21 protein-coding genes are annotated in these 22560 nt (G+C 29.5%); 17 read left to right on the forward strand and 4 right to left on the reverse strand.

Features of this window, described 5'->3' with window-relative positions; all coding sequences use genetic code 11:
• Positions 1 to 104 precede the first annotated feature (104 nt).
• Positions 105 to 1352, forward strand: coding sequence for an IS256 family transposase (locus tag JRV97_RS01600; protein WP_280997532.1), 1248 nt, complete (start codon positions 105 to 107; stop codon positions 1350 to 1352).
• 281 nt (positions 1353 to 1633) lie between these two features.
• On the opposite strand, the gene JRV97_RS01605 is transcribed toward JRV97_RS01600, so the two are convergent.
• Positions 1634 to 2461: a DUF4895 domain-containing protein gene (locus tag JRV97_RS01605; protein ID WP_280999628.1), complete on the reverse strand. Its 828-nt coding sequence runs from the start codon at positions 2459 to 2461 to the stop codon at positions 1634 to 1636.
• A gap of 549 nt (positions 2462 to 3010) precedes the next feature.
• On the opposite strand from JRV97_RS01605, the gene JRV97_RS01610 reads away from it, so the two are divergent.
• The 8 genes from JRV97_RS01610 (at position 3011) to JRV97_RS01645 (ending at position 11556) form a co-directional block, all read left to right on the forward strand.
• A complete protein-coding gene (locus tag JRV97_RS01610) occupies positions 3011 to 5629 on the forward strand; it encodes a valine--tRNA ligase (protein WP_280999630.1) in 2619 nt (872 codons plus the stop codon).
• 1 nt (position 5630) lies between these two features.
• Positions 5631 to 6947 carry a bifunctional folylpolyglutamate synthase/dihydrofolate synthase gene (locus tag JRV97_RS01615; protein WP_280999632.1) on the forward strand — a complete coding sequence of 439 codons (1317 nt, stop codon included), beginning with the start codon at positions 5631 to 5633 and terminating at the stop codon, positions 6945 to 6947.
• Complete coding sequence (gene ruvA / locus JRV97_RS01620; protein WP_280999633.1) at positions 6947 to 7504, forward strand: Holliday junction branch migration protein RuvA; 558 nt, start codon at positions 6947 to 6949, stop codon at positions 7502 to 7504. The genes JRV97_RS01615 and ruvA overlap by 1 nt, the downstream gene beginning before the upstream one ends.
• Positions 7505 to 7576: 72 nt before the next feature.
• On the forward strand, positions 7577 to 8926 hold the full coding sequence (glmU, locus tag JRV97_RS01625) for a bifunctional UDP-N-acetylglucosamine diphosphorylase/glucosamine-1-phosphate N-acetyltransferase GlmU (RefSeq protein ID WP_280999635.1): 1350 nt from the start codon (positions 7577 to 7579) through the stop codon (positions 8924 to 8926).
• 4 nt (positions 8927 to 8930) lie between these two features.
• The gene (locus tag JRV97_RS01630; protein ID WP_280999637.1) at positions 8931 to 9887 is read left to right on the forward strand and encodes a ribose-phosphate pyrophosphokinase; all 957 of its coding nucleotides are present in this window, start codon (positions 8931 to 8933) and stop codon (positions 9885 to 9887) included.
• Positions 9888 to 9925: 38 nt separating this feature from the next.
• Positions 9926 to 10549 carry a 50S ribosomal protein L25 gene (locus JRV97_RS01635; RefSeq protein WP_280999639.1) on the forward strand — a complete coding sequence of 208 codons (624 nt, stop codon included), beginning with the start codon at positions 9926 to 9928 and terminating at the stop codon, positions 10547 to 10549.
• Between the two features lie 3 nt (positions 10550 to 10552).
• Positions 10553 to 11125, forward strand: a complete 573-nt coding sequence (gene pth / locus JRV97_RS01640) for an aminoacyl-tRNA hydrolase (protein ID WP_280999641.1) — start codon at positions 10553 to 10555, stop codon at positions 11123 to 11125.
• On the forward strand, positions 11125 to 11556 hold the full coding sequence (locus tag JRV97_RS01645; protein WP_280999643.1) for a hypothetical protein: 432 nt from the start codon (positions 11125 to 11127) through the stop codon (positions 11554 to 11556). Before pth ends, JRV97_RS01645 begins: the two co-directional genes overlap by 1 nt.
• A gap of 22 nt (positions 11557 to 11578) precedes the next feature.
• Here JRV97_RS01645 and JRV97_RS01650 read toward each other — a convergent pair whose 3' ends face one another.
• On the reverse strand, positions 11579 to 11926 hold the full coding sequence (locus JRV97_RS01650; RefSeq protein ID WP_280999645.1) for an STAS domain-containing protein: 348 nt from the start codon (positions 11924 to 11926) through the stop codon (positions 11579 to 11581).
• A 136-nt stretch (positions 11927 to 12062) separates the two neighbouring features.
• Here JRV97_RS01650 and JRV97_RS01655 point away from each other — a divergent pair, with 136 nt between their 5' ends.
• The 7 genes from JRV97_RS01655 to JRV97_RS01685 all read left to right on the forward strand — a co-directional run bounded on the left by JRV97_RS01655 (position 12063) and on the right by JRV97_RS01685 (position 20268).
• Positions 12063 to 14042, forward strand: coding sequence for a sodium-translocating pyrophosphatase (locus JRV97_RS01655; protein WP_280999647.1), 1980 nt, complete (start codon positions 12063 to 12065; stop codon positions 14040 to 14042).
• A gap of 12 nt (positions 14043 to 14054) precedes the next feature.
• Positions 14055 to 15062 (forward strand): 6-phosphofructokinase, encoded by a 1008-nt coding sequence (locus JRV97_RS01660; protein WP_280999649.1) that lies wholly within the window; start codon positions 14055 to 14057, stop codon positions 15060 to 15062.
• A 484-nt stretch (positions 15063 to 15546) separates the two neighbouring features.
• Positions 15547 to 16653 (forward strand): ABC transporter substrate-binding protein, encoded by a 1107-nt coding sequence (locus tag JRV97_RS01665; protein ID WP_280999651.1) that lies wholly within the window; start codon positions 15547 to 15549, stop codon positions 16651 to 16653.
• 47 nt (positions 16654 to 16700) lie between these two features.
• Complete coding sequence (locus JRV97_RS01670; RefSeq protein ID WP_407081554.1) at positions 16701 to 17624, forward strand: branched-chain amino acid ABC transporter permease; 924 nt, start codon at positions 16701 to 16703, stop codon at positions 17622 to 17624.
• A gap of 4 nt (positions 17625 to 17628) precedes the next feature.
• Positions 17629 to 18717 (forward strand): branched-chain amino acid ABC transporter permease, encoded by a 1089-nt coding sequence (locus tag JRV97_RS01675; protein ID WP_280999653.1) that lies wholly within the window; start codon positions 17629 to 17631, stop codon positions 18715 to 18717.
• Positions 18714 to 19556 (forward strand): ABC transporter ATP-binding protein, encoded by an 843-nt coding sequence (locus JRV97_RS01680; protein ID WP_280999655.1) that lies wholly within the window; start codon positions 18714 to 18716, stop codon positions 19554 to 19556. The genes JRV97_RS01675 and JRV97_RS01680 overlap by 4 nt, the downstream gene beginning before the upstream one ends.
• Positions 19540 to 20268, forward strand: a complete 729-nt coding sequence (locus JRV97_RS01685) for an ABC transporter ATP-binding protein (RefSeq protein WP_280999657.1) — start codon at positions 19540 to 19542, stop codon at positions 20266 to 20268. The genes JRV97_RS01680 and JRV97_RS01685 overlap by 17 nt, the downstream gene beginning before the upstream one ends.
• A 55-nt stretch (positions 20269 to 20323) precedes the next feature.
• Here the strand turns inward: JRV97_RS01685 and JRV97_RS01690 are convergent, their stop codons facing one another.
• On the reverse strand, positions 20324 to 20791 hold the full coding sequence (locus JRV97_RS01690) for a QueT transporter family protein (protein ID WP_280999659.1): 468 nt from the start codon (positions 20789 to 20791) through the stop codon (positions 20324 to 20326).
• Positions 20792 to 20882: 91 nt separating this feature from the next.
• Positions 20883 to 21074, reverse strand: coding sequence for a hypothetical protein (locus JRV97_RS01695; protein ID WP_280999661.1), 192 nt, complete (start codon positions 21072 to 21074; stop codon positions 20883 to 20885).
• An 83-nt stretch (positions 21075 to 21157) separates the two neighbouring features.
• Between JRV97_RS01695 and dnaB the strand changes: the two genes are divergently transcribed.
• On the forward strand, positions 21158 to 22552 hold the full coding sequence (dnaB, locus tag JRV97_RS01700) for a replicative DNA helicase (RefSeq protein ID WP_280999663.1): 1395 nt from the start codon (positions 21158 to 21160) through the stop codon (positions 22550 to 22552).
• Positions 22553 to 22560 lie beyond the last annotated feature (8 nt).

The following is a 22560-nucleotide window of genomic DNA, read 5'->3' on the forward strand; positions in this document are numbered from 1 at the left end:
GCCTCAAATATTATTTAAATGAGACCATAAAAAATTTTGTGTAAATAAAAAATAGAACCCTCTTCTTGGTATGGTAAAATAAAACCAAGAAGGGGGTTTTTAAAATGGCAAAGAGAAAGAAAAAAGAAGAAAGTAACATTGAAAAGTTAGCAAAGTTAATAGCAAGGGATCCTGAAGTAAATACAATGAAAGATGTATATGATAAGATTAAAGAATTGATGGGACCAATAATACAAGAAATGTTAGAAGCTGAATTAGAAGATGAGTTAGGGTATGAGAAATACGATAAAGAAAATAAAGAAACAGATAATTCTAGAAATGGATACAGCTCAAAAAAGGTAAGATCAAGTATGGGTGAGATGGAATTAAAAATACCCAGAGATAGAAAAGGGGAATATGAACCGAAAATAATACCAAAATATAAAAGAGATATTTCAGATATTGAAGGTAGAATAATAGGAATGTATGGTTTAGGATTAAGTACGAAAGATATAGCTAAGAATGTAGAAGATATATATGGAGTAGAATTATCAGCTGAAATGATAAGTAAAATAACTAATAAGATATTACCCGAAATTAGAGAGTGGCAAAGCAGACCATTAGAAGAGATATATACTTTTGTTTTCATGGATGGAATAGTATTTAAAGTAAAAGATGATGGTGAAATAATTAAAAAGACTGCATATGTTGTAATAGGAGTAAATATTGATGGATTTAAAGAAGTCCTTGGTATATACATAGGGGAAATTGAATCATCAAAATTTTGGTTAAGAGTATTGAATGATTTAAAAAATAGAGGAGTTAAGGATATATTAATAGCTTCAGTAGATGGATTAACTGGATTTCCACAAGCAATTAAAGCTGCATTTCCTGATACTGTAGTACAAAGATGTATAATACATCAAATAAGAAATACATTAAAATATGTTAATTACAAAGATAGAAAGGAACTTGTAAATGATTTAAAAAAAGTATATAAAGCACCGAATAAAGATATAGCTTATTCAAATCTACAGGATTTAAAAGAAAATAAATGGACAAAATACAAATTAGCATTAGAAAGTTGGGAAAAACACTGGGAAACAATATCGCCATATTTTGATTATGGTGATGATGTAAGAAAAATAATGTACACAACAAATGTAATAGAATCATTGAATAGACAATATAGAAAAGTGACTAAAAATAAAACTTCATTTCCAAATGATGATGCATTATTAAAAATATTATATTTAGCAACAATAGATGCAACAAAAAGATGGACAGCTCGATATAGAAACTGGAGTAAAGTCCTAAACGAACTATCCATCTTTTTTAAAGAAAGAATAACAAAATACGTCTATAATTCTTAATACAACTAAATTCAAAAACCTGAAATAATCAATAATACATAAAACTAAATGCTAAAAACTAACACTAAAAATATATTCTCAATTTAATAATGTTAAATCTTGCAGTTAAAATTGCAAAAGAGTGTTTATTCCCAAAAATCACATCAAAAACTTCTGAAAATTACTACTAAAGCATATTACAATATAGACGATAATTCATATGAAAATAATTTAAGAATAATAATCCAATTTAATTAATTTATTACCATCCAAGAAGAGGCATTTACACAAAATTTTACATGCTACCATTTAAATGTATTTATCACACTACTATAAGCTTTATCTATTTTTTCATTTATATCACTTTTAATTTTTTCTAAATCTATTTCTTTTAAATTCCATACATTTGTTTTTAATACCATTAAAACTGGTTTTTTTATATTCATATCCGGAATTTTGTATGAATCAAATAAATTTATGTTATTTTTTATTATATAAGTTTTCGCTATTTTTCCTAACTCAATTATTAATGTTTTATTTATTAATTCTGTGTTTTCATATTGTTCTGGAATATCAAAAACTAAATGTACCTCATTTAAAAAATAATATAAATAAATCCCTTGAAAATACCATATATTATATGACTTTAAAATAAAATCTAATAACTCATAATCTATATATTTATATAAAGATATATACCTCAAACCTTTTAATCTTTCTGATAATACATACTTTTTTATAAGCCCTTCATCACCTTTAATATAGTAACATGGAATTATAAATGGTGATTGATAGATTGACATAGTTGCTGCAACATTTACAGTTTTATTATACTTTCTAGCTAATTTGAAGTATTGCCCTTTAAAAAAGTCAATTGTATCATTTTCTATTTTTTGAGGATATAGTGAGCTCATATATCTTGAGGGTTTACCTGGTGTTAAAGCAAAAAAAAATCTTTTTTCATTATCAAAAAAAAGATTTAAACTGGGAAATTTATTATTAATATCAAAAATAGAAAAGCCTATCAAATGATCGTATTCATCAGCTAATTTACTTTTTTTTTCTTTAAAATATTTTATAGCTATATCTTTTAATTCTTTAACATTATTTAAATCATATTCGAATTTCAATATATCACCTCACCTGAATATCATATTTATTAGATTCAAAAAATCTGTATAAAGGATTTTTTTTCCATCAGCAGTGTATTCAATAGGCTGTATAGTCTTGGTTTTAATGGTTTTTTTTACATCAAAAACTATCTTAAATCTTGCAAATTCGCCAAAATAATATGCATTGCCTTCAAATACAACATTAATTTTACCAAAATTTCTAATACAATACCACTTTGTATTAGAAAAAAATGAATCAAAATATACACCTATTTTTTTATCTGGATAACCATAAAAAGAACTCTCTTTTATTGTATTTATACACTCATCATCTGTTAGATTTATCTGAAATAAATCTTTTAGATAAAAAATATATATAAAGGATACTGTTAATATCAGTACAAGAGATGAAACTGATAATATTAATATAAAATATTTAAATGACTTTTTTTCGCTAATAATGTCACCCCCTAATTATTTTTTCTATAATTTATCAAAAAATCCCTTGAATTATTAACATCATTAAAGTATAATTGTATAAATAATAATCGTTTAGGAGGTAAAAGTATGGATATTGGAAAAAGATATACACCAAACGAAATTGAAACAAAATGGTATAAATTCTGGATTGATAATGAATTGTTTAAAGCAAAAGGAGAAGGAAATGGAAAATTTTCAATGGTTATACCTCCGCCAAATATAACTGGAAAAATACACATGGGACACGCTTTAAATATATCTTTACAGGATATAGTAACACGTTTTAATAGAATGCAAGGGAAAGACACTTTGTGGTTGCCAGGAGAAGATCATGCTGGTATTGCGACTCAACATGTTGTAGAAAAGTTCTTAATGAAAAGTGAAGGAAAAAGAAAAGAAGATTATGGAAGAGAAGAATTTATAGATAGAGTATGGAAATGGGCAAATGAATATAGAGATCATATTAAAAAACAAATAATGGCTATTGGTGCTTCAGTAGATTGGTCAAGAGAAAGATTTACTTTAGATGATGGTCTAAATAAAGCTGTTAGAAAAGTTTTTGTTGAATTATATAATGAAGGTTTAATATATAAAGGAAAATATATTGTAAATTGGTGTCCAAGTTGTGGAACTGTTTTATCCGATGAAGAAGTTGAACACAAAGATGAAAAGGGTGCATTTTATCATATAAAATACCCAATAAAAGGCGAAGATAATTATATCATTATTGCTACAACAAGACCTGAAACTATGTTAGGAGATACAGCAATTGCAGTTCATCCATCAGATGAAAGATATAAGGATTATGTTGGCAAAGTTGCTATTTTACCTCTAGTAGGTAGAGAAATTCCTATTATTGCTGATAAATATGTGGATCCTTCTTTTGGAACAGGTGCGTTAAAAGTTACTCCAGCTCATGATCCTAATGATTATTTGATGGGTCAAAGACATAATTTAGAAACTGTTCAAATAATGGACGAATTTGCAAAAATAAATGAAAATGGTGGAAAATATGCTGGTTTAGATAGAAAAGAAGCCAGAAAAGCCGTAGTAGAAGATTTAGAAAAAGAAGGATATTTAGTTAAAATTGAAGAAATGACACATTCTGTAGGACATTGTTATAGATGTAATACAGTTGTTGAACCCTTCTTGTTAGATCAATGGTTTGTAAAAATGAAACCATTGGCAGAAAAAGCCATAGATGCTGTTGAAAAAGCTGATATTAAATTTTATCCTGGTAGATGGAAAAAAGTATATTTAAATTGGATGAATGAAATAAGAGATTGGTGTATTTCCAGACAACTATGGTGGGGTCATAGAATTCCTGTATGGTATTGTGATGATTGTGGCCATATAAATGTTTCTGAAGAAGATATACATACATGTCAAAAATGTGGTTCTACAAATATAAGACAGGATGAAGATGTATTAGATACATGGTTTAGTTCTGCATTATGGCCGTTTTCAACTTTAGGTTGGCCAGAAAATACTGATGATCTCAAAAAATATTATCCTACAGATTTACTCGTAACAGGTTTTGATATTATATTCTTCTGGGTAGCAAGAATGATTGTAATGGGTGAAAAATTCATGGAGGATAAACCATTCTCCGATGTATACATCCATCAGTTAGTTAGAGATAAATATGGAAGAAAAATGTCAAAATCTTTAGGTAACGGAATTGATCCATTGGAAATTATAGAAAAGTTTGGTGCCGATCCTATGAGATTCACATTAGCAATATTGGCAGCTCAGGGTAGAGATATAAAACTGGATCCACAAGCGTTTGAATCATATTCTAAATTTGCAAATAAAATCTGGAATGCCACAAGATTCGTATTGTTAAATATGGATGATTTTGAAAAAATAGACCTTACTCCAGAAATGTTAGAATTAGAAGACAAATGGATGCTGTCAAAATTAAATAAAACTATAAACACCGTTACTGATGCTCTTAAAAAATACGAATTTAACATAGCAGCAAGAGCTTTGTATGATTTCTTCTGGAATGAATATTGTGATTGGTATATTGAAGCAGTAAAAAATAGATTAAAATCAGAAAATAAAAAAATAGCTCAAAATGTTTTAGTTAGAGTATTGGATTCTTCTTTAAGGTTATTGCATCCGTTTATGCCATTCTTAACAGAAGAATTATGGCAAAATTTACCACGTATTACTGAAGAAAAATATTTAATAACTGCAAAATGGCCAGAATATATGGAAGAACATTCATTTATAAAAGAAGAAGAAGAGTTTGAAAAGATAAAAGCATTCATAAGAGGTATTAGAAATGTAAAAGCTGAAATAAACATTCCTCAAATTACAAAAGTTGAAGTTGCTTATAAAACATTACGCGATGACAGTTGGATTAAAAACAATCAATCTCTTATTAAAGAATTAGCTTTTGTTACAAAGTTGGAAATTGTTGATTCTAAACCGGCCAAGGCTGCTACTTCATATGTTGATGATACAATTGAAGCTTACGTGAAATTAGGGGATTTAATTGATATAGAAGCAGAAAAAGAAAGATTAAATAAAAAGAAAGAAAAATTAGAAAAAGAATTTATGAAATATGATAAAAAAATAAATAATGCAAACTTCATGGCTAAAGCTCCTGAGGATGTTATTGAAGAAGTAAAGGAAAAACATGCATTTGTAAAAAGCCAAATTGAAAAATTAGAAAAATTGCTAGAGGAGTTAAATTAGTATGATTTCTAATTTAAAAGAAGCTGTTGATTATATATATAATAGACGTGGTGGAACTAGAATAAAATACGGTTTAGAAAGAATAAATAAATTATGTGAATTATTGGGAAATCCACAAAAGGATTTCCCCGTTATTCATGTAACAGGAACCAACGGGAAAGGTAGTACTTCGCGTGCTATACACGATATATTGAAAGCACATGGTTTAAAGGTCGGGATTTTCACTTCACCACATTTAACCCACATATCAGAAAGAATAAAAATAAACGGAAAACCTATAAAAGATACTGAATTTATAGAAACCCTAAATGATATGATCATTCCAATTGAAAAGATGGATGCAATGAAAGAAGAAATGTCTCCCTCATTTTTTGAAATAATCACCGCTTTAGCTCTAAAATATTTTTCAAACAACAAAATTGACATTGCTGTATTAGAAGTTGGATTGGGTGGGAGACTGGATGCCACAAACGTTGTAAATTCTGATGTTTCTGTAATTACAACCATACAATATGATCATATGAATTTATTAGGAAACACTTTAGAGGACATTGCTTTTGAAAAAGCTGGAATAATTAAAAAGAATAACAATCTTGTATTGGGGAAAATAAATGAATCGGCTAAAAAAATCATTTTCGAGAGAGCAAATGAAGTTGGAATAAAAAATATTTTTCAATTCGATAAAGATTTCTATTTTAATGACTGTGCATTTTCTTTAAATTGGAATTCTATCAATTATAAGAGTCCTTATAATGAAATAGATAATTTAGTATATAAGGCTAACGGAACTTATCAACCATATAATGTTTCAACCGCTATTATGGCTGTAGAAAGTTATTTCGAAAAAATAGGGAAAAATCTTGATATAGCCAAAACAAAAAAAGCTTTAAAAAATTTTATTTGGGAAGGTCGCTTTGAATTAGTTGAATATAAAAATAAAAATGTTATTCTTGAAGGTGCTCATAATATATCAGGTGCTTTAGCATTAAAAAATTCGATTAAAACATACCTCAAAAATTTCAAAAAAGCTGCATTAATTGGAATTTTAGATGATAAGGATATCGATGGAATGGTAAAAATAATAGCAAATGAGTTTGAATATATAATAGTTACTCAAGTTCCAAATAAAAGATCAACTAACCCCGAAAATGTCTATAACTTGTTTAAAAATATTACAAATAATGTAATATTTATAAAAAATCCTATTGAAGCTTTCAATAAATTGATATCAATACCTTTTGACTATTATTTTATAACAGGATCTCTTTATTTAGTTGGCAAAATTCGTGGTTATATGTTTAACCTGGAGGAAATTTGATGATAAGAAAAATAAAAGGAATCATAAATAAATTAGATTCAAGCGAAATAATCATACAGACGGGCAATTTCTTTTTTGAAAGTATTCCTACTTATAGAATATTAAAAAATTGTAAAGAAAATGAAGAATATACTTTTGAATCATTTTTAGATGTCAACGAAAGAAATATCTCTTTATACTTATTTTATGATGATCTTGAAAGATCTATATTTATTAATTTAAAAAAAGTTTCTAAACTTGGTGCTAAAAGTGCATTAAGAATATTACAAAATGCAGATGCAGAAAGTATTGCCACTATGATATCTGCAAATGATATTAGTGGTTTATCTAAATTACCGGGAGTTGGTAAAAAAACTGCTGAAAGGATTGCAAATGAGCTTAAAAATAAATTTGATTCTTTCATATCTTCCAGTAACAATAACAAATTAAATGACGCTTTGGATGCACTTGAATCTTTGGGATTTGACAGGAATAAAATATATAAAGTTTTAAAAAACATGGATATAGAAAATATTCCTTTAGAGAATATTATTACACAAGCTTTGAAGAAATTGTGATAATATCTTAATTTTAATTAATGAAAATAATGTTAAAATATATACTGTATAATATTGTGTCGGGGGTGTATTATGAGAGTTTTAATTTTAGCTGCGGGATTGGGTAAAAGGATGAAATCAAAATACCCTAAAGTAATGCATAAAATAATGGGAAAAGAATTGATAAATTGGGTTATTGATACTGCAAAAAAGCTTAATCCTTCTAAAATAGGTGTAGTTTTAGGTCACAAAAGTGAAATGGTAAAAGAAATTTTACCATCTGATGTGGAAATTTTTTACCAAAATAAACAATTAGGAACTGGTCATGCTGTAATGTCAGCTAAAGAATTTATAACTGATGAAGATGTTTTAATATTATATGGTGATACTCCTTTAATTACAGAAAACACATTAAAAAAACTTATCGATAAACATAAAAATACAAATGCGGATGCAACAATATTAACAGCTATTTTAGATAATCCAACAGGTTATGGTAGAATTATAAAAAATGAAAAAGGTGAATTTATAAATATAGTAGAAGAAGCTGACACAACAGATGATCAGAAAAAAATAAAAGAAGTGAATTCAGGTTTTGTTGTTTTCAAAGGATCTAAATTATTAGAAGGTTTATTAAAAATAAAACCAAATAATAATCAAGGTGAATATTATTTAACAGATGTACCTAAATATTTAGATAATGTTGAAACCTATATTTTAGAGGATTTTTCTGAATCATTAGGAATAAATAATAGAATTCAATTAGCAGAAGCTGAAAAGATAATGAAAGAAAAAACATTGAAAAACTTAATGCTTAATGGTGTTACAATAATTGACCCTGATACTACATATATTTCGCCAGAAGTAAAAATCGGGCAGGACACAATTATACATCCAATGACTTTTATTTTTGGAAAAACCGAAATTGGTGAAGATTGTGAAATTGGGCCAATGACAAGAGTAATAAATTGTAAAATTGGTGATAATGTAAAGATTTTACGTTCAGAATGTGAAGAAGCTACTATAGAAAATAATGTTTCAGTTGGGCCATATTCAAGATTAAGAACAGGAACTGTATTAAAAAACAATGTAAAAATTGGTAATTTTGTAGAAACAAAAAAAACCATTATAAATAAGAATACCAAAGCACAACATTTGACATATTTAGGTGATGCTGAAATAGGAGAAGATACAAATATTGGTGCGGGTACTATAACATGCAACTATGATGGAAAAAATAAACATAAAACATATATAGGAAATAGAGTATTTGTAGGTAGCAATAGTGCATTAGTTGCACCTTTAAAAATCGATGACGATTCTTTAATAGGCGCAGGTTCAACAATCACACAGAATATCCCAAAAGGTGCTTTAGCTCTTGGTAGAGCTAAGCAAATAACAAAAGAAGAATGGGTATTCAAAAAGAGGGAGAAAGGAGAGTAAAAAAATGCCTTTTTCAATGGCCCACGAAATTAAAATTTTTAGTGGTAGTTCCAACAAAACATTGGCTGAAAAAATTGTCCAATACTTAGGTATAAGATTAAGTGAAGTTGAATTAAAAAGATTCGCAGATGGAGAGGTAAATTTAAGAATAGGTGAAACTGTAAGAGGGTTGGATACTTTTGTTATACAATCTACTTCAGCACCTGTAAATGATAATTTGATGGAATTATTAATTATGATAGATGCTTTAAAAAGAGCATCCGCCAATTCTATTGCTGTAGTTATACCATATTTTGGTTATGCAAGACAAGATAGAAAAGCAAGAGGAAGAGACCCAATTTCAGCAAAATTAGTTGCTAATCTATTAACTGTTGCTGGAGCATCAAGAATTGTTACATTAGATTTACATGCTGAACAAATCCAAGGTTTCTTTGATATTCCAGTTGATAATTTAATGGGATTTCCTGTTTTCGTCAATTACTTTAAAAATGAATGTAATGATTTTGACTCAGAAAGCTCTGTTGTTGTTTCACCAGATGTTGGTGGAGTTAAAAGAGCTCGAAAATTAGCAGAAAAAATGAATTTACCATTAGCTATATTAGATAAAAGAAGACCCAAAGATAACGTAGCTGAAATTGTAAATATTATTGGTGACGTTGATGGAAAAACCGCCATAATATTCGATGATATAATTGATACAGGAGGATCTCTTGTAGGAGCCGCTGAAATGTTAAAGAAAAAGGGTGCAAAAAAGGTTATTGCATGTGCAACACATGGTGTTCTTTCCAAAAACGCAAAGGAAAAGTTACAAAATTCAGTGATTGAAAAAATATATGTTACAGATACAATATATCATAATGATTTGCCAGATAAATTTCATGTATTGTCTGTTGCTTCACTGCTTGGTGAAACTGTTGCAAGAATTAAAAACAATTTATCTGTAAGTATATTATTTAAATAAGATATTATAAATAATAATTTATTATAGGAGGGATTCAAATGGCAAAAGTATATCAACTAAAAGCTATTGAAAGAAAAGAAGGAGAAAAATCTAATCACGTAAAAAAAGAAGGGTTTATCCCGGCTGTAGTATATGGACCTGGTTTAGAAGGTGAAAATGTACATTTGAAAATTTCATTGGTTGATGCGATGTTAATGATTGAAAAAATTGAAGAAACAACTCCAATCCAGTTAAAGGTTGAAAAAGAAAATGGTGAAGTATATACACTTACAGCATTTTTAAAAACTATTCAAAGACATAAAGTATCTGATAAACCTATTCATGCAGATTTTTACATTCCTGCTGCAGGACACAAAATGCACCTTAACATTCCTATTGAATTTGTTGGGGAAGCTAAAGGGTTATCAAAAGGTGGTATGCTAGAAATTCATCATCATGAATTGCCTGTAGAAATTTTACCAAAAGATATTGTTGAAAAATTTGTTGTTGATATTTCAGAATTAGATGTAAATGATCATTTAACTGTAAAAGATTTAAATATCGCTGAATCAATTGATGTATTATTAGATCCAGAAGAAATTGTTGTAGCTATTCCTGTTGCAGGTAGAATTTCAGAAACTACTGAAAGTACAGAAGAAGAAACAGAGGGAGAAGAAGCTTAATCTATGAAAATAATAATTGGTTTAGGAAATCCTGGCCCACGTTATGTTTTTACAAAACATAACGTGGGGTTTTTGGTTATAGACAGATATTATGAATTAAACAAAAATAAATTCAAAAGAATTGAAAAAAGAACTTTTGAAGGATATTATAATGATGATTTGATGTTAATAAAACCGCTTACATACATGAATTTAAGCGGAAAAGTTTTTTATGAATTAAAAAAATATTATGTTAATACTAAAGATATTATAGTAATATATGATGATGTTGCATTAAATTTAGGAAAAATAAGAATAAGACCAAATGGTTCCGCTGGAGGACACAATGGTTTAAAATCTATTATTTCTGTATTACAAAGTACAGAATTTCCTAGAATTAGAGTTGGTATTGGTCCAAAACCAGAATATATGGATCTTGCGGATTTTGTTTTAAGTGAATTTTCAAATGAAGAATATTATAAAATAAATAAAGTAATAGATAAGATTATTCCAGCAATTAATTTAATTATAGATGGAAAAATAACAGATGCAATGAATAAATTTAATAACAAAGATTTAACAGGAGATGAAGTATAATGAAATGCAATTTATGTCATAAAAATGATGCTGAAATTATTCAAAGTTTTGATTACGATGGAATTGAAAAAAAAATAGGATATTGCCATAAATGTATAAAAGATATAGTAAAATTTCATATTTCTCCTGTTAATAATAAAATCTTAAAAATATATAATACAAATGTTTTTTTTAAAAATAATTTTCCTTTTAAAAAAGATAATATTGAATTAAAAAATATAAGAGGAAGAATTTTAATAGAACTTCCTGTTTCTATTAAAAGAATGCTATTTGTAGAAGATGACAATTCCACTTTACGTGATGCTCAAGCCATTATAAAAAGAGGGTTAGATTATTGGCAAAATGAATATGAAAAAGCTAAAGAAGAATATAACACAGAAAAAATGAAAGCTATTGAAGATATTATTAAAAAAATCAAAAAATTATTATAAAAATCCAGCTTGGGCTGGATTTTTATAATGCCATTGCATATTTTTTTGCTTCTTCATAAGTATCTAATATATTCATTAATCTATTAACTTTTGTTATATCCAAAATATTTTTTATTAAAGAATTTACATTTATAAAAATTAATCTATTATTATATTTTCTTGCTCTTTGAATAAGTGAAATGATAACCCCCAATCCATTGCTATCAATAAAATATACATCTGAAAAATCTATTATAATCTCCTTATTTTCAAAAGATAAAAATTTTTCTAATCTTTCTTTAATATAACCACTATTTTCTACTGTTATATTTGTGAGAAACCTTAAAATTTTTATATTATTTTCCTCATTAAATATACAATATCTATTCATATTTCCACCTCACCTCGATTTATTAAATCGTCTAAAAAATCTTTCCCTTTAACAATTTAAATAATTTTATTTTGTTATCAATCAAATATTTATGATATAATATGGTATAAATTATAATAGTGGAGGGAGGATTCTAATGCATATTCTCAACTTAAGTGGGATTATTTTTGGTTTAATAGGGATTATATTTACTGTATTCCTTACTTTTAAAGTACTGGAAAATTCTCCAGGTAATGAAAAAATGCAAAAAATTTCCGGAGCAATCCAAATGGGAGCAAGGGCATTTTTAATATCAGAATATAAAATATTATATGTCATAGTTCTCATTATTTTTGTGTTACTAGGTTTAATAAATGGGTGGAAAATGGCTTTATCTTTTTTTCTTGGCTCTACTCTATCTGTTTCAGCTGGTTTTTTTGGTATGAGTATAGCGACAAAGGCTAATACCAGAACAGCTCATGGTGCAATTGAATCTTTAAGTAAAGGATTAAAAATTGCTTTTAATGGTGGAGCAGTTATGGGAATGACTGTAGCTTCACTTGGTCTATTTGGATTAGGATTAATCTTTTACTTAACCAATGGTGACACTGTATCAATGAGCGGTTATGCTATGGGAGCCTCTTTAGTCGCATTGTTTGCAAGAGTTGGTGGAGGTATATTTACTAAGGCTGCAGATGTTGGAGCAGATTTAGTTGGAAAAACTGAAGCAGGCATCCCTGAAGATGACCCAAGAAATCCTGCAGTTATTGCTGATAATGTTGGAGATAATGTTGGAGACGTTGCCGGAATGGGAGCAGATTTATATGAATCTTTTGTTGGATCAATATTTTCTGCTTCCGCTTTAGGTGTACTGGTTTATGATAAAGAAGGGGCTGTATTCCCATTTTTAGTCGTATCTATTGGAATTTTATCCGCAATAATCGGTATACTTGTTTTCAATTTTAGTTTAAAAAATAAAGATGATGTAGATCCTTCAAAAGCTTTGCATTTTGGAACATATATTGCAAATGGTTTAACATTACTGGGTGTTTTATTTTTATCCTTAATGATCCTAAAAACCATTAATCCATTTTTTGTTATATTCTTGGGTATGATAGTTGGTATGATCATAGGAAGTATTACAGAATACTATACTGCAAAAAGTCCTATAAAACATCTTGCTAATAGTGCGGTAAGTGGTGCTGCGCCTTTATTGATTAGTGGCATGGCAGTTGGAATGGAATCAACAGCTATACCAGTTGTTTTAATTTCCATTGCTACAATAATTTCATATAATTTACTTGGTTTATTCGGTATTGCATTAGCAGGTGTAGGTATGTTAGCTACTCTTGGTATAACTCTAGCTATAGACGCTTACGGTCCTATAGCTGATAATGCTGGTGGAATTGCACAAATGGCAGAACTTGAATCTTATGTAAGAGAAAGAACTGATCAATTAGATGCTGTTGGAAATACTACTGCTGCCATAGGAAAAGGCTTTGCTATAGGATCTGCTGCTTTAACTGCTTTAGCATTATTTGCTTCTTATACCAAAGTTACCGGATTAAATATTATAGATCTTTCAAAATCACAGGTATTTATCGGTGCTTTAGTAGGTGGTATGTTGCCATTTTTGTTTTCCTCAATGGCCATGAAAGCCGTTGGTGAGGCTGCAGAAATAATGGTACAGGAAGTTAGAAGACAATTTAAAGAAATTGTAGGATTAATGGAGGGTAAAGCAGATCCAGATTATTCCTCTTGTGTTTCTATTGCCACAAAAGGGGCTTTAAAAAAAATGGTTTTCCCTTCATTATTAGCTGTATTTATGCCTATTATAATGTTTTTCATCCTAGGAAAAGAATCTGTTGCAGGGATGTTAGTGGGAACTACAGTTTCAGGTGTCATGCTTGCTATATTTATGGCCAACGCTGGTGGAGCATGGGATAATGCAAAAAAATATATTGAAGAAGGCAATTTTGGTGGAAAAGGTAGTTTTGCACATAAAGCCTCTGTTATTGGTGATACTGTTGGTGATCCTTTTAAAGATACCGCTGGACCTGCAATAAATATATTAATAAAACTTATGTCTATCGTTTCTATTGTCGTAATTCCAATATTAATGAAAATTTTTAAATAAAGGGGGAGAATTATGAAAAGAATTGCTGTTATGAATGTTGGTGGAGATTGTCCTGGGCTTAATAGCGCTATTAGAGCACTAGTTAGGAAATCTGCTATTGAAGATATTGAAGTTTTAGGCGTTTATGATGGTTTTAAAGGCTTTTTAGAAGATAGAGTTTTTGTTATGACAAAAGAACATGTATCTGGAATTCTGGAACGTGGTGGAACTATTTTGGGTTCATCTAAATTTGATCCAACAAAAAATCCTGATGATTTTACTAAATTAAAAGAAAATTTTGAAAAATATCAAATAACCGCATTTGTAATAATGAGTGGTCACACAGGTACAGAAATTGCTTTAAAAATTTCTGATGAAGGAATGCCATCAATTGTAATTCCAGCAACAATAGATAATGATTTACCCTGGACTGACTTTAGTATAGGGTTCTTTACTGCATTAGAAACAGTAACAAAAACCCTGGATGCATTGCACTCAACTGCCAGTGCTGGTCATAGGGTTATTGTTGTAGAAGTTGGTGGAGATGAAGCTGGTTGGTTAGCTACTCTTGGTGGATTAACAGGTGGTGCAGATTATATTTTAATTCCCGAAATAAAATTTAACCCTGACAAACTAATAGAAAATATTAAAAAAAGATATGATGAGGGAAAGAAATTTTCAATTGTCGTAGTTCAAGAAAAATGTCCATTATCAGAAAGATTAAAATTAATACAAGATCAGTATCCTGAAAGTTCTCCATCTGAAATTGTATCAAAATATATTAAAGAAAATATCGAAGGTGTTGAATGTAGAAATGTTAATTTAGGATATATGCAACGTGGTGGAACACCTGTTTCATTTGATAGATTAATTGCAACTATGTTCTCAACTAAAGCTGTTGAGTATGTAAAAAAAGGTAAAGTAAATATTGCTCTATCTCTTAAAGGTTTTGATATAACCGATGTTCCTCTTACACCAGATTTATTAAAAAATAAAGAAATTGATTCAAGAATCTATGAAATAGCAAAAATATTCTTTTAATCATGGTCCCATCATTGATGGGACCATGATTTTATAGTCAAACAAACTTAATCAGACCATAATAGGTCTGATTTCAGTATGTAGACAAAGTGCAAAATAAAATATTCAAAATAATATTCGTTCATCCGGTGAAAATTCTTATTCCTCAAAAATGCTCATGAACATATTTTTATATATTAAAAAAATACAATAATTAATATAGGTTATAAATAAAGCAATATTTTAGTTTATAATATTTAAAATTTCGCGAAGCGAAAGTTTGGGAATTTCCAAGGATTCTCTCATATTATTTTTTCATATTTTATTTTGCCAACAGTCTGAATCGACCATAATAGGTCTGATTTTTTTTTATTTCTTATGTTAATAAAATACGACAATTTTTAATATATATTGAAAAATATTTCATACTTGACAATAATATTAAAATATAGTAAAATATAAACAAGTTTTTACATTGTTGAAAATTAGAATAAGGAGGGATTCTATGAAGAAATTTTTATTGGCCTTGGTTTTAGTTCTTTCGTTGGTTTTGTTTGCAAATATTAAAGTTGGTGTTGTATTACCAATGACTGGTGGGATCGCAGCTTTTGGTGAAATGTCATGGCAAGGTATTGAATTAGCTCATGAAATGTATCCTAAAGTATTAGGTGAACAAATTGATTTAGTATTGGTTGATAACAGATCAGAAAAAACAGAAGCTGCCAATGCTGTAAGTAGGGTAATAGATAAAGAAAAAGTTGTTGCAATTATTGGTGAGGTAGCAAGTGCTCACTCATTAGCTGGTGGAGCTGTTGCAGAAAGAAAACATATACCTATGTTAACTTCTTCTTCAACAAATCCATTAGTTACAAATAGAAAAAAATATGTATCTCGTGTTTGTTTTATAGACCCTTATCAAGGTGCTGCTGCTGCTATATTTGCATATAAAAATTTAAATGCAAAGAAAGCTGCTGTATTTATCGATGTTGAACAAGATTATAGTGTTGGTTTAGCTAATTTCTTCAAAAAGAAATTCCAGGAATTAGGTGGAAATTATTTCATCGAATTCTTTAAAACTGGCGACCAGGAATTCAGTGCTCAATTAACAGATGCAATTAATAAAAATCCTGATGTATTATATATTACAGGTTATTATCCAGAAATTTCATTATTTGCAAGACAAGCTAGAATGTTAGGATTTAAAGGACCTATCTTAGCTGGTGATGGTGCAGAAGCTCCTGAATTAATTAAAATTGGAGGAGATGCTGTAGAAGGATTATATTACACAACTCATTTCCATCCAAAAGGTGCTGCAACAGATATGACAAAAGTATTTGTTGAAAAGTTCAAAGAAAAATATGGTTCCGAACCTGGTGCAATGCATGCTTTGGGATTTGATGCATATTTAGTATTAAGAAAAGCTATTGAAATGGCGGGGAAAGCTGATCCTAAAGCTATAGCTAAAGCAATTAGAGAAGTTAAAAACTTCCCAGGTGCTACTGGTATGATTACTATCAATAAAAACGGAGATGCTGAAAAATCCGTTGTTATTGATATGGTTAAAAATGGAGAATTCACTTATGTAACAACAATTAATCCTGCAAATTATTAATTTATTAAAAATTCTTTCCCCGGTTCTTCCGGGGTTTTTTATTAAAAATGGAGGTGTCGGCATTGAGTGGAGCTACTTTTCTACAAAACTTATTCAACGGATTAATGTTTGGCGGGTTATATGCACTTCTAGCAGTAGGTTATACTATGGTGTATGGAATCTTAAGACTTATTAATTTCGCACATGGAGACATTATGATGATGGGCGTATATTTTGCGTTTTATGCTTCTTTAATGGGCTCTCCTTTATGGCTATCCATTATTATAGGAGTTTCAGGTGCTGCTATTTTAGGTTTTTTAATTGATAGAATAGCTTATAAACCTTTAAGAAACGCACCAAGAATTTCTGCTTTAATAACAGCTATTGGTATGAGTTTCTTTTTAGAAAGCGTTGCTGTTGTCGTTTTTGGTGCAGTTCCAAAATCATTTACATCTGTATTTAATGATAACAATAAATGGATAATGGACAAAACGTGGAATATTTTAGATGCAAGGATTCCTGTAATGACATTTTTAATTTTCTTTGTAACAGCCATTATATTTTTGATCTTATTCTGGATTGTATATAGAACAAAAATTGGTATGGCTATGAGAGCTATATCATCCGATATTCCTACAACTTCTTTAATGGGTATCAATGTTGATATGGTTATAGGTTTCACATTTGCTCTTGGTTCTGCAATGGCTGCTGCTGGGGGAATCATGTGGGCTATGAGATATCCTAATGTATTCCCATATATGGGATTTATGCCTGGTTTAAAAGCCTTTATCGCTGCTGTTTTAGGTGGTATAGGATCAATTCCAGGTGCTGTAGTGGGAGGATTTCTATTAGGGTTGCTTGAAATTTTCCTTGTTGCTTTAATGCCAGGTGCTGCAGGTTATAGAGATGCATTTGCATTTATCATTCTTATTGTAATATTGTTAATAAAACCAGACGGACTATTAGGTAAAAAATCCGTAGTAAAGGTGTGAGAGTATGAAGAAAATAAATTGGACTTTAAATTTGATAACAATCGTATTATTTACCTTATTCCTTTCTTATGCACAGGGAAATTTTGATGATTATACCTTGAGAATAATCACATTGATTCCTATTTATGCTATTATGTCTGTTAGTTTAAATCTTATTAATGGTATAACTGGTATATTCTCACTTGGACATGCCGGATTTGTATTATTAGGAGCTTATACCTCTGCTTTATTGACCCTTGAACCATTTCAAAAAGAATTATCTTATATTATAGTTCCAATTCAACCATGGTTGTTAAATCTACATGCTAACTTTTTGGTTGCAACATTAGCTGGTGGAGTTATTGCTGCTATTTTTGCATTTTTAATTGGTTGGCCTACTTTAAAATTATCTGGAGATTATTTAGCAATTGCTAGTTTAGGTTTTGCAGAAATTGCAAGAGTTTTAGCAAATAATTTAATCAGTGTAACTAATGGGCCATTAGGTTTAAAAGGTCTTCCTAATTATACAAATGTATATTGGTCATGGGGTTGGCTTTTAGTAACATTAATTGCTATTATTAGTCTTGTAAAAAGTTCATATGGACGTGCTCTTATAGCTATTAGAGAAGATTCAATAGCTGCAGAATCAATGGGTATAAATGTATTTAAACATGAATTAATGGCTTTTGTTTTTGGTGCATTTTTTGCTGGAATTTCCGGATCATTATATGCACATTGGTTAACTACTATTGATCCAAGAATTACTACATTTGGTCCTTTACTAACTTTCTATGTATTAATTATGGTTGTTCTTGGTGGTTTAGGTAGTATCACTGGTTCTATTATCGGAGCAGGAGTTTTTGCATTAATGTTTGAATACTTGAGATCATTAGAAGAACCATTTGATATATTTGGAATTCATGTTCCTGGAATACCTGGTATGAGAATGTTAGTTATCTCTGCAATATTTATTTTTATAATGATTTTCTGGCAGAAAGGTATTATGGGGAGAGCAGAATTTTCATGGGAGAAATTATTAAAATTATTTGGAATAAAGATAAAGAAGCCATCATTAGTTGAAATATATATGAAAAAAGAAGGTGAATCCAAATGAAAAAAATCCTAGAAATGAATCATATCACAATGCAATTTGGAGGTTTAATCGCAGTAAATGATTTTCATAATCAGTTATATGAAGGCGAACTATTAGGATTAATTGGCCCTAATGGTGCTGGTAAAACTACAGCTTTTAATGTTATCACTGGTATTTACATACCAACAAAAGGTAAGGTTATATTTGATGGTATAGATATTACACCTTTAAGGCCACATGAAATAACTCATTTAGGTATATCAAGAACATTTCAAAATATAAGACTTTTCCAGGATATGTCTGTTTTAGAAAATGTTATTGTTGCACAACATCATATGCTTGCAAATCATGATGTTGATAAAATATTAAAAAAACACGGAAAAAAAATGAAAGGAAGTTCTCCATTATGGTTTTTTAAAGCTTTAACCAAACTTGGTTATTTAAACAAAGAAAAAGAAATGATAAAGGAAGGTTTACTTTTACTAGAAAAGGTGGGTTTATTACATTTAGCTGAAGAAAAAGCATCAGCTTTACCCTATGGATTACAAAGAAAGTTAGAAATTGCAAGGGCATTGGCTACACATCCTAAAGTTTTATTATTGGATGAACCAGCTGCAGGTATGAATCCTCAAGAATCAGAAGAATTAATGCATTTTATTAAACAAATTAGAGATGATTTTAATCTTTCTATATTATTAATAGAACACGATATGAAAGTTGTTATGGGGGTATGCGAAAGAATATTAGTTTTAGATTATGGAGCTATTATTGCTGAAGGGAAACCAGAAGATATTCAAAAGAACCCAAGAGTTATTGAAGCATACCTAGGAGAGGAGTGGAAGAATGCAAAAGCAGAATGATATTGTTCTTGAAGTTAAAGATCTAAATATATTTTATGGAGCTATACATGCTGTTAAAGGGATTAACATAAAAGTTCCAAAAGGAAAAATCGTTACTTTGATTGGAGCAAATGGAGCTGGAAAAACTTCCACTCTTTCAGCTATTGCTGGAATGGTTAAACCCAAAAAAGGAGAGATTATATATAAAAATAATAATATTGCTGGTAAGTCTCCTCATGAAATAAATAGAATGGGTATCGCCTTGGTCCCTGAAGGGAGAAGAATTTTCCCAAATCTTACAGTATATGAAAATTTAATGATGGGTGCATTTAATAGAAAAGATAAAGAAGAAATAGAAAGAGACTTAAATTGGGTTTATAATTTATTTCCAAGATTAAAAGAAAGATTAAAACAGCTTGGAGGTACTTTATCTGGTGGAGAACAACAGATGCTTGCCATTAGTAGAGCTTTAATGAGTAAACCAGATGTAATTATGATGGATGAACCATCTTTAGGATTAGCACCTGTTTTGGTCTCTGAAGTATTTGATATCATTAAAGTTATAAACGAAAATGGTGGAACTATCCTTTTAGTAGAACAAAATGCTGCACAAGCATTAAAAATTTCTCATTATGGTTATGTTTTAGAAACAGGAAATATTATACTTGAAAATGATTCAGATTTATTGTTAAAAGATGAAAATGTACAAAAAGCATACCTAGGTATGGCATAATACGCCGTCATACTCCATTTGTATAACGCAACAGCTCCCAAAATGGGAGCTGTTGCTATTTTTCTATTCTTTTAAATATACCTCTTTTTTCCAATAAAATCATTAAAGGTAATCCTAAAGCATAACAGGCTATTGCTTCTCCAACGCCAATCCAAAATACTGTCGGCCAATAAGGAACTTTTGCTAGAGGTGCTACATATGCTGAAACACCAAATGCATTAACTATTACTGGTGGAAGTGGAGCTAAATATTTATTGGGCATTTTATAAGTCAAATATGCCGCTAATAATGTTAATGCGCTACCTAAAAAAATATCTATCGCCCCAAAACCTCCAAAAACATTGGCCAACATAGCTCCTACATATAATGCAGGTATAAAAATAGGATTGAAAAATGGCAATACCGTTAATGCTTCTGAAATACGAACCTGCATAGGACCATAACTAATAGGCTGTAAAATAACTGTTAACGCTACATATAATGCTGCTACTACACCTGCCAATACTAAGTTTTTTGTTTTCAACCTAAAACACCTCCTTGTTTTGTTAAGGCGGGTGCCGCGACCGCCAAAGCATATTATATATAAAATTTATTATTATAGAAATAATTTTATGTTAAAATAAAGAAGTTATAATAAAAAAAATTATTCCAATGCCAAGAGATATAAAAGCCCGTTTATCACTCTTCTTTATTCTTTCTTCATTTTTCATATATCCTTTTCGCGTTTCCTTAACAGATATATTAAACAAATAAATACTATTTATGGTAAAAATAACTCCTAAAAAGAAAAATATATTTGCCCACATTCTTATACCTCCCATTCTCTCCTTTGAATTTTTACATTAAAGTATTATAATTATATCATGTGTTATAAAAGGAGGTATTAAATTTGAATAAAGAATTAACACCACCTCATAATATCGAAGCAGAAGAGGCATTGTTAGGTAGTATATTTTTAGATCCACAAATTTTACCAGATATATTGGAAGAAATTAGATCAAACGATTTTTATAATCAACAGCATCAAATAATTTTTAGAATTATAGAAGATTTGTTTGATAGGGGACTACCTGTTGATGCTATTTCTGTTATGGAAAACTTAAGAAATGCAAATTTGCTTGAAAAAGCTGGCGGTGAAGATAAGCTTATATATTTAGCTGAAGTTGTTCCCACACCTGCTAATGCATTATATTATGCGAAAATTATAAAGGATAAATCTCTTTTGAGAAGTTTAGTAAGCGCAAGTACTGAGATCGTCGAAGCAACACGTACCATTGGAGAAGCAGAAGAAATTTTAGATTTTGCAGAAAAAAAGATATTTGAAATTGCTGAATCAAGAGCTACAAGAACATACGATTCTGTTCCAAATATTGTTCATGATGTTTTTGAAAAATTAGATGAATTAAAAAAACGCGCTTCAGTTGAACCAAATGCTCTTGTAACAGGTTTACCCACTGGTTTTATATCTTTAGATAGATTAACTTCCGGATTTCATAAATCAGATTTAATTATTATAGCTGCCAGACCATCTATGGGTAAAACTGCATTTGCTCTTAATGTTGCAAGTAATTTAGCTATTAAATATAAAACTCCAATTGCAATGTTTAACTTAGAAATGTCAAAAGAACAACTAGTCCAAAGAATATTATGCGCAGAAGCACAGGTAGATTTACAAAAAGTTAGAACTGGTATGTTAAACAATGAAGATTGGAATAAATTGGTTAATGCTGCTCATAAATTATCCCAATCCAAAATAGTTGTTGATGATGAACCAGGATTAGACCCTCGAACACTGCGAGCAAAAGCCAGAAGAATGAAAAGGGAATTTGGAATAGAGGCCATTTTTATTGACTATTTACAATTAATGTCTTCAAAAAATAGAGGTTCAGAAAGCAGGCAGCAAGAAATTTCCGAAATATCTCGTTCATTAAAACTATTAGCCAGAGAACTTAACGTTGTGATCGTAGCTCTCTCGCAGTTATCAAGGGCTGTTGAACAAAGAGAGGACAAAAGACCCAGATTAAGCGATTTGAGAGAATCTGGAGCTATAGAACAAGACGCAGATATGGTTATGTTTTTATATAGAGATGCTTATTATAAAAGAAAGAAAGAGAGCGATAAAAAAGACAAAAACAATGAAAACTTGATTTTAAACCACCCTCATGAATCAGAGCTAATTATCGGAAAACAGAGAAATGGACCTGTCGGTACTATAAAGCTCATGTTTGATCCAAAAGTTACATTATTTTATGAAAAAGATAGCATACATAAAGAAGTATATTAGGAGGAGAA

Source organism: Marinitoga aeolica (assembly GCF_029910535.1).
GTDB classification, from domain to species: Bacteria; Thermotogota; Thermotogae; order Petrotogales; family Petrotogaceae; genus Marinitoga; species Marinitoga aeolica.

Excerpts from the sequence above, each read along its gene's own strand:
- pth (WP_280999641.1), top strand. The coding sequence starts at position 10,553 with ATGAAAATAATAATTGGTTTAGGAAATCCTGGCCCACGTTATGTTTTT.
- JRV97_RS01615 (WP_280999632.1), top strand. The coding sequence starts at position 5,631 with ATGATTTCTAATTTAAAAGAAGCTGTTGATTATATATATAATAGACGT.
- JRV97_RS01685 (WP_280999657.1), top strand. The coding sequence starts at position 19,540 with ATGCAAAAGCAGAATGATATTGTTCTTGAAGTTAAAGATCTAAATATA.
- JRV97_RS01645 (WP_280999643.1), top strand. The coding sequence starts at position 11,125 with ATGAAATGCAATTTATGTCATAAAAATGATGCTGAAATTATTCAAAGT.
- JRV97_RS01660 (WP_280999649.1), top strand. The coding sequence starts at position 14,055 with ATGAAAAGAATTGCTGTTATGAATGTTGGTGGAGATTGTCCTGGGCTT.
- glmU (WP_280999635.1), top strand. The coding sequence starts at position 7,577 with ATGAGAGTTTTAATTTTAGCTGCGGGATTGGGTAAAAGGATGAAATCA.
- JRV97_RS01630 (WP_280999637.1), top strand. The coding sequence starts at position 8,931 with ATGCCTTTTTCAATGGCCCACGAAATTAAAATTTTTAGTGGTAGTTCC.
- JRV97_RS01650 (WP_280999645.1), bottom strand. The coding sequence starts at position 11,926 with ATGAATAGATATTGTATATTTAATGAGGAAAATAATATAAAAATTTTA.
- JRV97_RS01695 (WP_280999661.1), bottom strand. The coding sequence starts at position 21,074 with ATGTGGGCAAATATATTTTTCTTTTTAGGAGTTATTTTTACCATAAAT.
- JRV97_RS01635 (WP_280999639.1), top strand. The coding sequence starts at position 9,926 with ATGGCAAAAGTATATCAACTAAAAGCTATTGAAAGAAAAGAAGGAGAA.
- JRV97_RS01610 (WP_280999630.1), top strand. The coding sequence starts at position 3,011 with ATGGATATTGGAAAAAGATATACACCAAACGAAATTGAAACAAAATGG.
- JRV97_RS01680 (WP_280999655.1), top strand. The coding sequence starts at position 18,714 with ATGAAAAAAATCCTAGAAATGAATCATATCACAATGCAATTTGGAGGT.
- JRV97_RS01665 (WP_280999651.1), top strand. The coding sequence starts at position 15,547 with ATGAAGAAATTTTTATTGGCCTTGGTTTTAGTTCTTTCGTTGGTTTTG.
- JRV97_RS01655 (WP_280999647.1), top strand. The coding sequence starts at position 12,063 with ATGCATATTCTCAACTTAAGTGGGATTATTTTTGGTTTAATAGGGATT.
- JRV97_RS01675 (WP_280999653.1), top strand. The coding sequence starts at position 17,629 with ATGAAGAAAATAAATTGGACTTTAAATTTGATAACAATCGTATTATTT.
- ruvA (WP_280999633.1), top strand. The coding sequence starts at position 6,947 with ATGATAAGAAAAATAAAAGGAATCATAAATAAATTAGATTCAAGCGAA.
- JRV97_RS01600 (WP_280997532.1), top strand. The coding sequence starts at position 105 with ATGGCAAAGAGAAAGAAAAAAGAAGAAAGTAACATTGAAAAGTTAGCA.
- JRV97_RS01670 (WP_407081554.1), top strand. The coding sequence starts at position 16,701 with ATGGAGGTGTCGGCATTGAGTGGAGCTACTTTTCTACAAAACTTATTC.